Here is a 14794-nt window from a genome sequence, read left to right as displayed (position 1 = left end):
CTGGTGTGCAGGATCATTACCACGTCCTATGCAGCGATAATGGCAGTGGCGACACTATTCACGATGTTGGGGGAGGAAACCTTGTGGTAGATCAATACACCGCCATGATTGCTAACAATTTACAATGCTGACTTGGTCTTGAATCAAGCTAATACCTCGACATATCGCTTGAATGACGAGAAATCAGGACAAAAACTACAGTTAGCCTTGTAATACGCTGGCTGTTTATATGAAAAGAATTGCTAACAGAAAGATGGATCACCTGCCAATTTGAAATACCCGGGAAATGCCCACTACACTTTGCGCCAGCCTTTTATCCAATAGACGTCATTCATAGCATCATTGTGATTGACAGCCATACCTGTCTGCCTACACGGTAGATTGACTAACCACCCGATGTAAAAAGGGCGAATCTTGGCAGGAACACATAAATATACGCTGGCAGGCTGTCTGGCCATTCTGTTCTGGAGCACCATTGTCGCCTTTGTGCGCAATGTCACCGAGCAGCTGGGGCCGGTTGGCGGTGCAGCGATGATTTATACCGTCAGTTCCCTCTTTCTTGCCGTGTTTATTGGCTTGCCACACCCGAAGTTATTCAAAATCCGATACCTGGTGATAGGTGGTTCATTATTTGTCAGTTATGAGATATTCCTGGTACTGGCGCTGGGACTCGCCAATGACCGCCTGCAGGCCATAGAGATAGGGTTGATCAATTACCTGTGGCCATGCCTGACGGTATTACTCACTGTGATCGTTAACCGACAACGTGTGAGCCTCTGGCTGTACCCTGCACTGATCCTCGCCTTTCTGGGTGTCGCCTGGACGGTCAGTGGTGATGAAGGGTTATCCCTGAACCAACTCGCCGCCAATATAGCGACCAACCCTGCAAGCTATTCCATGGCATTTATCGGTGCCTTTATCTGGGCTGTTTATTGCAACGTCACCAAACTCCTGTCTGGCGGCCACAATGCCATTACCTGGTTTTTTATGGCTACGGCATCTGCGTTGTGGATAAAGTACTTCGTCAGTGATGCGCCTGCCATGGTGTTTTCCACAGGTGCCATAGTTGACCTTCTGCTGGCGGCAGCAGCCATGAGCATGGGTTATGCCCTGTGGAATATCGGCATCATCGGCGGCAACATGGTTTTACTGGCAGTGCTGTCCTATTTCACCCCACTCCTTTCAACACTCTTTGCAGCCATACTGTTGAATGTGTCGCTTAGTGCGACGTTTTGGCAGGGTGTCATTATGGTCACGGCCGCTTCATTAATTTGCTGGTGTTTAACAAAAGAAGCGTAGGCCTCACCTTTCGGGAGGCCTCTCAAGTACAAGAGACACTATCGGCTGCGAATAGTTAAATTCCCGCTACCTGGTTTCGCCAATATTTCACCATGACGATAAACCGTATTACCCCGCACCAACGTTTCTACCACTTTCCCCTTTAATGTTTTCCCTTCATACGGGCTGCGGGTACATTTGGCCTTGGCATAGGAGTTGGCCCAGGTGTATGTCCACTCGGCATCCAGGTCGACCATTACAATATCTGCATCATTGCCCAGGTTAAGTGCACCTTTGTGCGGCAGATCAAACCGTCTGGCGGGCTGTGTGGCCATCAATTTCGCCAGCTGTTCCAGGCTAACGCCCCGCTTGTGATAGCCCTCATCCAGCATTAGTGGCAGCATCATATCCATCCCGCCAATCCCCGGTGGCATCTTCCAGATATTGTCACCATGCTTCAGGCGATCGTCATCGGTATAGGGGGTGTGATCAGTGCCGATCATGTCGAACTCACCAGCCTTCAACATCTCCCACAGCAACTCACGGTTTTCCGGACTTCTGAGCGGCGGGTTGCACTTGGCAAAACCTCCGTGTTTTTCCAGATCCATGGTATCCAGCACCAGGTAGTGTGGACAGGTTTCCACCGTCACATCCACACCTCTTGCCCGTGCCTGCTTAATCAATTCTCTCGCTTTCACTGTGGATAAGTGACAGATATGCAGACGACACCCGGTGTGTTCTGCAAACAGAATGACACGACTGATGGCTTCTACCTCGGCAATTTCCGGTCGCGCCTGTTCATGGGCTGCACCATTGAAGATGCCTTTTTCTTCGAATTCTTTCTGACGGTTAAACAGGATATCCGCATTCTCGGCATGCACGCCGACCAGACCGCCAAAACGACTGATCTCTTCCATCGATTTCAGCAGGGCGTAATCCGGCGTATGTGGATAATCCGGGCTCGCGTAAGGAATAAAGACTTTATAGGCAACACATCCACAGTCGTTCAATTCATCGTAGTGTCCTGTGGATTTTTCCGTCAGCGCTCCCCAGAACGCCACATCAACCACTGTCTTCTTTTCAACAATTTCACGCTTATATTCAAAGGCTTCCCGATTCGTCACCGGCGGAACAGACAGCGGCATTTCAATGAGCGTGGTAATCCCACCTGCCGCTGCTGCCTGCGTACCAGTGAGATAATCTTCCCGTTCCGGATAATGGGTCGGTTCCCAGATATGGGCGTGCGGATCTACCATCCCCGGCATCACCACCAACCCGGTCGCATCTATTTCCCGACGGGCGTCTGGCGCTGATTCATTGGTTGTGATGGCAACAATTTTGCCGTCCTGCAGGGCTATCGCCCCATTGACGACACCGGTTTCCAATACCAGCCGACCATTCCTGATAACTGTGTCTACCTGCTGACTCATAACGAATTCCTATCACTGTCTTCTACGGACAGCGCAGACCAAGACCACCCTGTCCTTCTTTTACGGTTGTTATGTAAGCCCTGTCAGAACACAGGCTTAATCAACTGGCCCGAACCGGGCTCTGCCGTTACCTCACCGTCGCAAAATACGGTACTTCCCCGAACCAGCGTACGGACCACCTGCCCCCGGATTTCCCGTCCTTCCCAGGGAGTGAGTGCACTCTTCTGCTTGCCCACAGAACGTGTGCCGTCATACGTCCAGACATGATCCGGGTCAGCCAGCACGATATCGGCATCCAACCCAACCTGTAGCGATCCCTTGCGGTGTCCCAGTCCAAACCGACGCGCCGGGGCGCCACTCATTAAACGCGCCACCCTTTCCGGGCGAAGGCCCCGCTGGTTCAAACCGGCATCCAGCATCAGCGGCAACATCAGCTCTATACCCGGTAATCCCGGCGGCACAGCCCAGATATCGTCGTTATGTTTCAGACGGTCGTCGTCGGTATAAGGGCAATGATCCGAACCGAGCATGTTGATCTCACCCTTGATCAACATATCCCAGAGAATCGCCTGGTTTTCCCTGCTGCGAATGGGTGGATTGCATTTGGCAAAGACACCCCAGCGATCCAGGTCACTGTCGTCCAGTACCAGGTAACTGGGCAGGGTTTCCACGGTCATGCTGACGCCCCGGGAGCGGGCATGACGAATCACGTCCCGGGCACGGCCACTGGAGAGATGGCAGATATGTACATCGCAGCCGGTTTCTTCTGCGAACAGGGCAATCCGCGATATCGCTTCGACCTCGGCGATATCGGGACGGGACTGCAGGTGCGCCAGCCCACCATTGATACCCGCTTTTTCCATGGCTTCCGCCGTGGAATCGATGATGTCCGGGTTTTCGGCATGAAAGCCGATGAAGCGGTTGAAACGTTTCATCACTTTCATGGCTTCGAGCAGCTTGTAGTCGGTCAGTTTTGGCGCATCGGGATCTGTGGATAAAAACGTCTTGAATGCCACACAACCGATATCCACCAGCTCTTCAATCCGATCCAGATCATCTGCGGGTAACAATCCCCAGAGCGCGTAATCTGTGACGACCTTGCTGTTTGCAGTCTCGTGCTTCAATAAAAAAGCGTCACGTGTCGTTACTAACGGAATACTCAGTGGCATTTCCACTGTTGTCGTGACACCACCGGCGGCTGCCTGACAGGTTCCGCTGTGGAAATCTTCGCGAATATGCCCGGGCCCGGGTTCCTTGAAATGCACATGGGGATCGACGACACCGGGAAACACCATCAGGTTTCTGGCATCAATGGTTTCATTGGCCGGTAAGACAACATCTGTCGCCGTAATCGCGGCAATACGCCCATTTTTGATCGAAATATTGCCTTCTATGCAGCCGGACTCCAGCACCAGGGTGCCGCCGGTAATGGCAACGTCCATTAACTCTGTGTGCAAAGACATAACAGGATTCCCCCCACAGCAACCGTGTTCACAACCGGCATCGGTACGACGCCGGTTATCCACAAGACATCAGAGGCCGAGCCCAATACCCAGGCTCTGCTGCAACACCAGTGCAAGGCTGGAGATAATCCCGAGCACTATCATCAGCGGGAAGTAGAAGCGGATCCATTTCGCGTATTCCACCTTGGCCAGGACCAGGGTGGCGACGAAGAAGCCGGAAGTCGGGAAGAAGATATCAGTCAGCTGACCACCCCAGGCGTTGGCGGAAACAATCACCTGTTGTGGGATATCCAGCAATGATGCGAGCGGTGACAACACCGGCATGGTGAGAACGGTCAGCGCGGTCGCACCGGGCACCAGGAAGTTGAACAGGGACTGGGTCCAGAACACGCCCACAGCAGACAACGCCGGTGGTGTATTGCGCAGGACATATTCGAGGTAGTACACCAGTGTGTCGGTGATCACGCCACGGTCCATCACCACCGCAATGGCGCTGGCCACACCACACAGCAAGGCGGCGACCATCATGTCGCGCATACTGGCATTCAGATCATCACAGATCTGCTGGGGACCTTTGCCGGCAATCGCTGCCGCTGCCAGACCAATGAACAGGAACAGGCCACCAATCGCCTCAAAGCCCAGGTTATTGATCAGGATGGCGGCGATGGCTGCCGGGAACATGATGAAACAGGCGTAACCGGCCAGAACCTGACGACGTGTCGCGTTTATTTCACCTTCCGGTTCCATCTCTGCCAGCTTCTGGCGCATGACGGTATCGGAGTCCCGGGTCAGACTCAGGTGCGGGTTTGTTTTAACTTTCATGGCGTAACGCATGGTGTAGAGCACAGCCACCACGATCACGATCAGCAGCACCAGCGCCCGGAAACCGGAACCGGAGAATATCTCCAGCTGGGCAATCTGCTGTCCGACGCCGACAGAGCCGGGAATGGTCAAACCATAGGTAAAGCCCATGCAGGGACCCAGCAGGGAAACCGCCATGGCGGTCATGCCGTCATAACCCAGCCGGTAAAACAGTGGCAGCAATATCGGCAGATAAGCCAGCGAGAGTTCCGGTACCCCGATAAACGCCCCCAGAATACTAAACAGCAGCATAAGAATCGGGATGATCATAATCGCCTTGTCACCCACGCTGTCTGCCAGCTTGTGGACGCCCAGGTCGATCAGTCCGGCACGCTTGATCAGGCCCATGCCGCCGCCCACCATGAAGGTCAGGAAGACAATGGAGGCAGCCCGCTTAAGCCCGTCCGGTACAGCCGTCACCAGGTCCATGAAGCTGACCGGGCTCTGCTCGACCCGGTGATAGGAGTCCGCCACCACAAACTCCTTAACGCCATGGGCCGTCTGAACGGTTTCCCGCTCATACATACCGGCAGGGATAATGTAGGTCAGTGCCGCCATCACAAGGATGAAGATTGCCAGGACAATGTAGATGTCCGGCATTTTGAAGGATTTCCTGGATTTCAACTCAGACATGGTACGCCCCTCGTATTGCTAACAATAAATTTTATAATTGTTAGCAAATATACGCCGGATGCCGTTCTTAACCTTGAGATAGATCAAACAAAACGACGGATACCATTTGGGGTAATGAAAAACATCGGCAATCGGTTGTCAGCGCAGAAAGCGGCAGGCATCTGATGGCGTGTAAAAACGACAATGGAAGTGAAAATCAACGCTATTCAGGACGTTACGGGTTTCACAGGACCGGAAACCCGTATACCGAAAAATATCAGAAGGGACCGAGCTCAATCATCTGGGCAATCACCAGACCCATCGCAGCGGTAGCGAGAATCGCGAGGAATAACGGGAAATAGAATTTGAGCCATTTCGCCAGACTCACGCGACCAATCACAAGGATGGCAACGAAATAACCCGACGTCGGGAACAGGATATTGGTGATGCCATCACCCCAATGGGTTGCAAGCACTACCACCTGCCGGGTCAGTCCGACCAGGTCAGCCAGTGGAATCAGGATCGGCAGGGTAATCAATGACTGACCACTGCCTGAAGGCACCAGAAAGTTAAATGTCGTCTGGACAAACAATATGCCAACAGCCGTAAATGCCTGTGGCAGATTCCCCACCAGTTCCGCCAGATAGAAGACAATGGTATCCATGATGTTCCCGGCTTCCAGAATCACTGAAACGCCGCGGGCAATACCGCAGATCATCGCGCCTACCAGGATTTCCCGGAACGCTTCATTAAAATTCGCGCAGATTTTGTTGGGCGAAAAACCCACCAGCAATGAGGTCATGACGGCCATCGCCACGAACAGACCCGAGATCTCATCAAAGCCCAGGGCAAACTTCAGGATGGAAGCGATGACACCCACAAACATGATCAAAGTGGCAATGCCGGCGAAACGCTGACGGGATGTAAATGTCTCTTCACTGTCGTCCGTTGTCATGGACTGGCGCAGTTCCTGATCCACCTCAAAATTGCTGCCAGAGGCGGGGTTCGCCTTAACCCGGGCGGCATAACGCATGATGTACCAGGCACACATGCATTGAATCAGGAAATAGAAAATCGCCCGGTACCAGGCACCGGAGAACATCGGTAAATCCGACAGCATATGACCAATGCCGACGGTGGCGGGCGGAGTAATGCCGAAAGCAAACCCGAGTGTGGTGGCGCACAACACCAGTCCTGTGGCTGTCATGGTGTCGTAACCCAGTTTCAACATCAGTGGCAGGACAATGGGCAGATAAGCGATGCCCAGTTCCGGCGTGCCGATGAAGGCGGCAATCAGGGAGAAAATACCCATCAGTACCGGTATCAGTAATTCTGTTCGCCGACCCAGCACCCGCATCATGGCATTGATGCCCATATTGATCACACCGGTTTTACGGATGACGCCCACAGCGCCACCCACCAGCAGGGTCAGAAACACGACGCTGGACGCTTCTCGTAAACCCACGGGAATGGCGGTCACCACATCCATGATACCGACCGGTGTCTGCTCCATAACCTGGTAAGAACCGGGTACAACTGATTCCCGGCCATTCGGCAACACTTGTCGTTCATAGGTACCGGCAGGGACAATCCAGGTAAGAAAGGCCACCAGGACAATAAAACTGAACAAAATGACGTAAATATCCGGGAATTCGAAACGCTTTTTGTTAGGCGAGGTCGTTTTCTGAGCAGGAACGGTGGACGAAATAATCGTCATGGCTATCTCCGTCTACGGCTAGTTTTGGTTAGATACCGCTACCCTTCCCGGCAGTTGTCTGAGGTTTCCTTTCCGCTTCCGGTATCCTGCGAAACCCATGTCAGGCATGTCCCCATTACGTGCCCATGACCTCAGCGCACCGCAGTCACAAATCCAGCATTGCCTGATTCGGCCGGTCAGTGGCACAGGAAGACATACAGCCCTTCATGTTCTGCAACACGCGCCCAAACCTGCTAACAACTATTTTATATTTTGTTAGCATTCTGATAAGCAAGTCGGCAGCAAACCATGAGACAGATCAAGAAACTTACACCTTGTTTCTTGCCAGAATCTACCGATGGAACAATATAAAAAGCACGCACACTTCCACAAAGCCGCTAAAAACAGTGTGTTAAGCAGACCATGATTATTGTTAGCAATTGCTAAAGGCACTCTGGTAAGCCACTTTTAATGCCGCAATTGCCAACAACAGACCGAAACAGACCATTAACCGCTCAAACCGCTTCAGGGCGGACAGGAAGACCATCATCATGGCAGTACCGACAATCAATCCCGGGCGTTTCCTGGACGATCTTCAGGCCCTGCGTCAGTTCGGCAGACAAGGGAATGGCGTGGTCAGGCAAGCCTTCTCTGACGAAGACATGGCGTCCCGTCGCTGGCTGCAGGGGCGGATGGCCGAGGCAGGCCTGACGTCGAAGATTGATGGTGTCGGCAATGTCATCGGCTATTCCCGTAAACCGGGGCGGGCCCTGTTGATGGGATCTCACACCGATACCCAGCCGGAAGGTGGCTGGCTGGACGGCGCCTATGGTGTGATCGCCGCCCTGGAAGCGGCCAGGGCGCTTGATGAATGCCCGGAAACCCGGCACCTGGCGCTGGATATCGCGTCCTGGGCGGACGAAGAGCACACCTATCATGGTTTCCTGGGCAGTCAGGGTTTTCTTGGCCAGCTTGATCAGGCCGTACTCTCAACTGCCACACGCAATGACGGCCATCCCTTATCACAGGCGCTGGCTGATGCTGGTCTGAATGGCCAGCCAGACCAATATGATCCGACACGTTACATCGGCTATCTGGAAGCCCACATTGAGCAGGGCCCACGGCTCGAATTGGCCGGGAAACAGGTCGGTGTTGTGACTGGCATTGTCGGCTGCCGAACCCTGGACATCACGTTTCATGGAGAAGCAAACCACGCCGGCAGTACGCCCATGGACAGACGTCGGGATGCCGGTAAGGCCCTGTTTCGTTTTGCTAATCAGATGGACACCATGCTGGCTGCCATGGCGGCAGAATTCACCGTATGGACGATCGGCCGGGTGCAGTTCTACCCCAGCTCTGCCAGCGTGATTCCCGGCAAAGCCTTTATGCGGCTGCAATACCGGGATACCTGCAGGGATTTACTGGTATCCATGGAAACGGCGGTAAGGGATCTGGCGTCACAAATGGCCCCCGAACTCGGCGTAGACATTCATGTCGAACGACAGCCGGAAACGGAGCCTGTGCTGATGAACGAGGCTATGCAGGAACAGTTAGCTCAGGCAGCAGAACAACACATTGGACAACTCTGGATGAAACTGCCAAGTGCCGCCCTGCACGATGCCAACATGTTCGGGCTGGTTATGCCCAGCGCCATGTTGTTTGTGCCCAGTATTGATGGCATCAGTCACAACTTTGCCGAGGACACCAAGCCGGAAGATCTGGTCGCAGGTTGCCAGGTACTGGCCACGGCAGCCGCGCGCATCATTGCTGCAGGACAATAATCCACAGGCCAGCCATTCGTCAGGAAAAAGCGGTTAATGGCTGGTCCGTGATTCTTCCCCGCCATTGTTGACCGCTTCGACTTTTGCCGCATTCTTTTTCATTTTGGCGATGGCGGACGCCTCGCGGCTGAAACGGACCTGCAGGCGTCGCTTCTGCTGCTGCAGCTTGTAGCACTCCAGGGCCATGCGCAGCAGTTCGCTTTTGCTGACACCTTCCTCTTTAGCCAGCGCGCTGACCTGGTCGATGAATTTCTGGTTCGCGTTAATCGTGATTACTGCCATGTCGTTATTCTCCGTGAATGGGTTTAAGCCCCATTGATATCACGGTATGAAAGGGGAATGCATAACCCCATTGTCAGTATGACTAACTACGACGTTGGTTTAACCATCCACCCGACTTATCCACAACAAAAAAACCCGTGCAGACGGCACGGGCAATTCACATTATCGGGACACTGACAAACGTCAGATTTTACACAGCATCAAAGCGATATCGCCGCTTCCTGTTCGAGCGCCAGCCACTCTTCCGGGGTATGGCCGATGGGAATCATCACGTGTTCACGATAGGCCGGGCGATTGCACAGGTTGTCATACCAGCGGCTGACATGGGGCAGGTCAGGGCGCAGGATATCCAGGTAGAAATACCGGAATGCGGCCGCACCCAGCGGAATATCTCCCATGGTGAACTGATCGCCAGCAACGTACTGGTTATCCGCTAAATGGTTATCCAGAATTTTGAAGCTTTCACCTGATTGGCGGGCCAGGTGGCTGATCAGGTCAGGGTCACGGGCATAGGGTTCAGTTTTGACCGTCGCCATGAACAGGGGACCCAGCTGACGATCAATGGTGCTTAACTGCCAGTCCATCCAGAGATCGGCCTGTGAGCGGACCTGCAGATCACCGGGAAACAGATCACCATAGCCGTAAGCACTGGCGAGATAACGCACCACCGTGTTGGACTCATACAGACAGTGCCCATCATCCTGAATCACCGGCACCTTGCTGTTGGGGTTCATCGTTCGAAATTCCGGTGTATCCAGCTGGCCGAAGGAACCACCGACATCCCGGCGTTCATACGTCAGGCCGAGTTCCCCTATGGCCCACATCACTTTCTGGACATTGCCGGAATTACGGCGCCCCCACACGGTCAGCATTATTTCTCTCCCCTAAAAATCACGGCATACCTCATCAAAGCCCGACGGATACTAACAACGATAGTGACTGGTTAGATGGGCATTTCCGCGGCAAAAAAACGCAGACGGGGAGGCTCTTGACCTCCCCGTTTCGGGTCAGACTGGATTAATTCACACCTACCACTGAAGCCAGCAGTGCCATCCGTACCGCAACGGAGAACTCAATGGCCTTGAAGTAGATTTCGTGGGCGGTCTGGTCGATCACATCATCGAACTCGCCCGGGTTACGTGGCAGGGAGTGGTGGATACCCACGGTCTTGCCGGTCTTGCGCTTGACGTTTTCCAGCATCTCCAGGGAGATGTAGTGATTGTTCAGCTTGCGCATGAAGTCTTCACGGTTCGGGTCGTCTTTCTTCACGGAACAGCCGGGCAGGTAAACCAGGTCGGCATTCACGTCGGCGAACAGTTCTTCGTGTTGTTTGCGATCCAGGTCGAAGTGTTCTTCCCAGCGCGCGCCCATGGCGTTCAACTTACGACGAATGACTTCTGGTGTGCGCAGTTCGCTGGTGCCGGTATAAACAATCTTCGCACCCATATTTGCCAGCGCCAGGGCAAAGGACTGACCGGAACGGGCGCGGGACAAGTCAGGGGAAGAGATGACGACGGTCATATCTTCAAAGTTACCGTCAAAGGCACGGTAGCAGGTGTAGCTGTCCAGCAGACCCTGGGTCGGATGGGTTACGTGACCGTAGCCGCCGGAAATAATCGGGGAGGAATCACTGCCCAGGCGTTCCAGCGTTGGCAGTACTTCACTGTCGTCTGGATGACGCATGACGATGACATCAGCGTACTTGGAAGTTACACGCAAACTGTCGTATAAACTTTCGTTCTTGGCAGCGGACGAGTTGTGCAGCGGATCAGCTTCGGTGATGACCTTACCACCGAGACGGATCATCGCATCTTCATGGCTGCAACGGGTACGGGTGGAAGGCTGGAAGAACAGGGTATACAGCGCCTTACCTTCCAGCAGGTTCAGGCCGGTGCGCATGAACGGTTCCAGCATTTCCGCAGCTTTGAACAGATGGGTGATCTGCTCACGGCTGAAGTCATCAAGGAACGTGATGTTGCGGCCTTTCATGCCGGTAGCGTCGAGGTGGTCACGGATATCCCGGGCTTTGAAATCTGCAGTAATGGCCATGATGAAAACTCCTGAATGGTCAGAACAAATTTGGCGTTATGTGTATTACTGGACTTGCTTCAGCCCGGCGGCCGGCTCCCCACCGGCACCGGGCGGGAAATCAGATATCGACGTCGCGGTTACAGTCCTTGGAGTAGATGTACGTCAGTCGTCCACGACCCGTGGCGTAAACCGCCTGCTGGGTAAAGGGACCGAACCAGATGAAGTCTTCTGCCTGCACCTGTACCCAGTCTTCGCCGAGCAGGTAAATGCCTTCACCTTCGGTCAAATAGGCCCCATGTTCCTGAACATGGGTTTCAACGAATGGATGGCTGCCGGAAGGCTCGAAGCTAAGGATGTGCATGTTCATGTCGAAGCCCATTTCAATGGGCAGCAGGTCGCGGATGAACACGTTTTCCATGTTGTCGTAGAAGACTTCTTCAATGTCATTGGCGTTGCCAAAGATTGTGCGGGCACTGTGTCCTTTCAACGGAATGTAGCGCTGCTTGTAGAGCAGAACACGAAGCGGCTTGTCGCCGATATTCTGGAATGACAGCGCCTTGTCAGCGGGCGCGAAGGCATAGCCGCCCTGTGTCAGGGTCTGTTCTTCGTCGCCTACGCTGACTTTCAGGGAACCCTCACCGTCCATGAAGTAGACAAAGCTTTCGATCATTTCTTCACTGGCAAAAGGCTGGGTGGTACCGCCATCGGGCTGCACACTACCGACATACTGCACAAAGCTGGCGCCCATTTTCGGGGAAGCCACAATGGTCAGTGCACAACCGTCAAAACCGGGGATGGAATTGATCACACGTCCTTCCGGGGCAACCACCGCGTAGACACCGTGCTTAATGACTGAGCGGTTTTTTAACAGACCGTCCGGGTATCCCATGATACTTCTCCACTACTCTGATTTTCGTTGATACACACAGAAGTCTGTAGCGCCCCTCCAGATTGCTAACAATCCTGCGTGCTTTTGTTAGCGACTATACGCCGGAATGGCAGCCAAACCTTGAGACAGGTCAAAACAATGGCCGGAGCTGCGTAAATTTACGGTAAGCAACCCAAGGCAGCCTGACAGATTCCGTGTCTGTCAGGCCTCAACGTGGCGGGTGTGGGAAATGAATAACGACGAAAAGAAAAGGAAATCGGTGTAATGGTGTTAACAGGCGGCCAGCATTTCTGCCAGGTCCAGATGTTTGGCCGGCTTTTCTTCCAGGTGAAGACGGTTACGGATCTCGTCCAGGTGACGCCCCATAAAGTCAGCGGCGGCATCATGCTGACGTTCACTGATCAGTCGAATCAGTTCGTGGTGATCATCCGCTGAGCAGGATGCATCAGCAATGGCCTCATACAGCCCGATAATCAACGAACTTCTGGCCACCAGCTCATCCAGCAGTTTCAACAGGGTGGCATTGTCGGCAATACGGGCAATTTCCAGATGAAATTCACCGGAAAGGCGCACCATGTCAGGCCGGGAACCCTTACGGATGGCTTCATCTTCTTTGGCACTGATTTTTTCCAGTCGCTTGAGTCCCTTGTTATCGATCCGGTCAATGGCCTGGCGTACCAGCCCCGTCTCTATAATACGACGAGCGTCAAATACCTCGCGGGCTTCCTGTTTCCCGGGTTGGGCGACACAGGCGCCTTTATTGGTCTGAATAATCACCACATTGCGGTAGGACAACTCCACCAGCGCATCGCGCACATGGTTGCGATTGGCATTCAGGGTTTCGGCCAGCCGGGTTTCCACCAGGCGAGTGCCTGCCGGCAGGCGTTGTTCGATAATCGCTTTATATATGGTATTGACGATGCGGCTGACTTCGCGCGCTTTGAACGTAGGCATGACTTACTCGTGAACCAGTGAACCAACGGCTTATCAGAGCCGACCAGCTACCGCGCATTGTAGAAAATTGTTAGCAAAAAGTGGAGTGATTCCGCCAAAGTAACAGAGGTTACCCTGGCGGCAATGCATCAACGTGCCCGAGAACTCAGTAGGTCAGGAAATAGTTCTGAATGGTTTCCCGATCGGTGGTCCTGGTCAGCGCCAGTTGCAACAGTACACGGGCTTTCTGCGGGTTCAGGTGCAACGATGCAATAAAGCCGTACTGCTCGTCATTCACTTCACCAGCCATTGTCGTAGAACCACTGCCGGCACGGGAAGAACGCACCACACGAACGCCGTCACGGCTCGCGTTGGCCAGGGCATCCAGCACATCACAGTGAATATTGCCGTTACCCAGGCCTGCATGAACAATGCCCTGGTAACCGGCGCCAACATAGGCGTTGACCGGCAGCGGGGAGCAGTTGGAATAACCGTAGACAATACCGACCTGTGGCAGTTTATCGAGGCTTGCTACATCAAATTCAGAGGTAACAGTGTGATGCAGCTCGGGACGACGCTGGAAGGTCACCACACCATCATGCACATAACCAAGAGGACCAAAATTCGGCGCCCGGAAAGTATCCACACCGGAGGTGTGCATCTTGGTGACATCGCGGGCGCCAAAAACGGTGTCGTTCATGACCACCATCACACCCCGGTCAACCGCTTCGGGTGATGCTGCCGTCACAGCCGCGTTATACAGGTTCAGGGGACCATCGGCACTGCGGGCGGTTGCCGGACGCATGGCGCCTGTCAGCACCACCGGTTTGGTGGAGTGTACGGTCAGATGCAGGAACCACGCAGTCTCTTCCATGGTATCGGTACCATGGGTGATGACGACGCCGTCAATATCATCCTGGGCCAGCACCGCGTTGATACGCTTGGCCAGGGTCAGCCAGACTTCATCGGACATATCCTGGGAGCCGATGCTCACCACTTCCTCGCCGGTAATATCCGCCACGTCGTGCAGCTCCGGCACCGCCTCCAGCAGCTGCTGGACACCGAGCTTGGCCGACGTATAAGCACCACCTGTCTGGGACTGTCCTTCACCGGCAATGGTGCCGCCGGTGGTCAGGATGGCGATCCGGGATCTCTCTGTTTTTTGCATTCCTGGAACCTGAATAACGAATGAATCCTGAAACCTCTGGGCCTGAGTCATCCCGAATGACGGGGCAATCAGGCCGGGTTCCCCCCAATATGCACCGATCATAGGTGAGTAAAACGGCTATTCCTATACGTGATGACTACCCGTATTGCCCCGAAATCTCGCCTTGCTAACCAAGTGACAGCAGATCAAACCCGGTTCTCTGTATTTACGATTAAAAGCCAGGACGATTGTTGAAATAGCTATAAAACTCCAGCGTTCAGCTATCTAGAATTATAAGAAGACTGACACTAAGCACATGATCGTTAATGCTAAAAACCACACGGAAATCGCCGTCATCACGATCCATTATCGATGCGCTTTTATCGATACC

The 14794-nt window shown here is 53.7% G+C and carries 12 protein-coding genes; 2 read left to right on the top strand and 10 right to left on the bottom strand.

Annotation, left to right across the window (positions count from 1 at the left end):
* Positions 1-414: 414 nt before the first annotated feature.
* A complete protein-coding gene (yddG, locus tag AC27K1_RS05485) occupies positions 415-1299 on the top strand; it encodes an aromatic amino acid DMT transporter YddG (protein WP_487148907.1) in 885 nt (294 codons plus the stop codon).
* A 38-nt stretch (positions 1300-1337) separates the two neighbouring features.
* Here the strand turns inward: yddG and allB (AC27K1_RS05480) are convergent, their stop codons facing one another.
* The 4 genes from allB (AC27K1_RS05480) to AC27K1_RS05465 all read right to left on the bottom strand — a co-directional run bounded on the left by allB (AC27K1_RS05480) (position 1338) and on the right by AC27K1_RS05465 (position 7361).
* Positions 1338-2708 (bottom strand): allantoinase AllB, encoded by a 1371-nt coding sequence (gene allB, locus AC27K1_RS05480; protein WP_487148906.1) that lies wholly within the window; start codon positions 2706-2708, stop codon positions 1338-1340.
* A gap of 83 nt (positions 2709-2791) precedes the next feature.
* Entirely contained in the window at positions 2792-4171 is a 1380-nt protein-coding gene (gene allB, locus AC27K1_RS05475; protein WP_487148905.1) for an allantoinase AllB, read from the bottom strand.
* Between the two features lie 69 nt (positions 4172-4240).
* Positions 4241-5665, bottom strand: a complete 1425-nt coding sequence (locus AC27K1_RS05470; protein ID WP_487148903.1) for a YfcC family protein — start codon at positions 5663-5665, stop codon at positions 4241-4243.
* A 256-nt stretch (positions 5666-5921) separates the two neighbouring features.
* The gene (locus tag AC27K1_RS05465; RefSeq protein ID WP_487148902.1) at positions 5922-7361 is read right to left on the bottom strand and encodes a YfcC family protein; all 1440 of its coding nucleotides are present in this window, start codon (positions 7359-7361) and stop codon (positions 5922-5924) included.
* A gap of 530 nt (positions 7362-7891) precedes the next feature.
* Here AC27K1_RS05465 and AC27K1_RS05460 point away from each other — a divergent pair.
* The gene (locus AC27K1_RS05460) at positions 7892-9121 is read left to right on the top strand and encodes a hydantoinase/carbamoylase family amidase (RefSeq protein ID WP_487148900.1); all 1230 of its coding nucleotides are present in this window, start codon (positions 7892-7894) and stop codon (positions 9119-9121) included.
* 33 nt (positions 9122-9154) lie between these two features.
* Here the strand turns inward: AC27K1_RS05460 and AC27K1_RS05455 are convergent, their stop codons facing one another.
* From AC27K1_RS05455 to ansB, 6 genes are all read right to left on the bottom strand, one after another.
* A complete protein-coding gene (locus AC27K1_RS05455) occupies positions 9155-9403 on the bottom strand; it encodes a ribbon-helix-helix protein, CopG family (RefSeq protein ID WP_487148899.1) in 249 nt (82 codons plus the stop codon).
* Between the two features lie 200 nt (positions 9404-9603).
* On the bottom strand, positions 9604-10275 hold the full coding sequence (locus AC27K1_RS05450) for a glutathione S-transferase family protein (protein ID WP_487148898.1): 672 nt from the start codon (positions 10273-10275) through the stop codon (positions 9604-9606).
* 145 nt (positions 10276-10420) lie between these two features.
* Positions 10421-11452, bottom strand: a complete 1032-nt coding sequence (locus tag AC27K1_RS05445) for an aspartate/ornithine carbamoyltransferase family protein (RefSeq protein ID WP_395180670.1) — start codon at positions 11450-11452, stop codon at positions 10421-10423.
* A gap of 100 nt (positions 11453-11552) precedes the next feature.
* Entirely contained in the window at positions 11553-12323 is a 771-nt protein-coding gene (allE, locus tag AC27K1_RS05440) for a (S)-ureidoglycine aminohydrolase (RefSeq protein WP_487148897.1), read from the bottom strand.
* A gap of 270 nt (positions 12324-12593) precedes the next feature.
* Complete coding sequence (locus tag AC27K1_RS05435; protein ID WP_487148895.1) at positions 12594-13277, bottom strand: GntR family transcriptional regulator; 684 nt, start codon at positions 13275-13277, stop codon at positions 12594-12596.
* Between the two features lie 145 nt (positions 13278-13422).
* Entirely contained in the window at positions 13423-14475 is a 1053-nt protein-coding gene (ansB, locus tag AC27K1_RS05430) for an L-asparaginase 2 (RefSeq protein ID WP_487148994.1), read from the bottom strand.
* Between the last annotated feature and the right edge of the window lie 319 nt (positions 14476-14794).

This window comes from Kistimonas ophiarachnellae, assembly GCF_057552235.1.
Note: the sequence above shows the minus strand (reverse complement) of the source record. Positions and strands in the feature narration are given on the sequence as shown.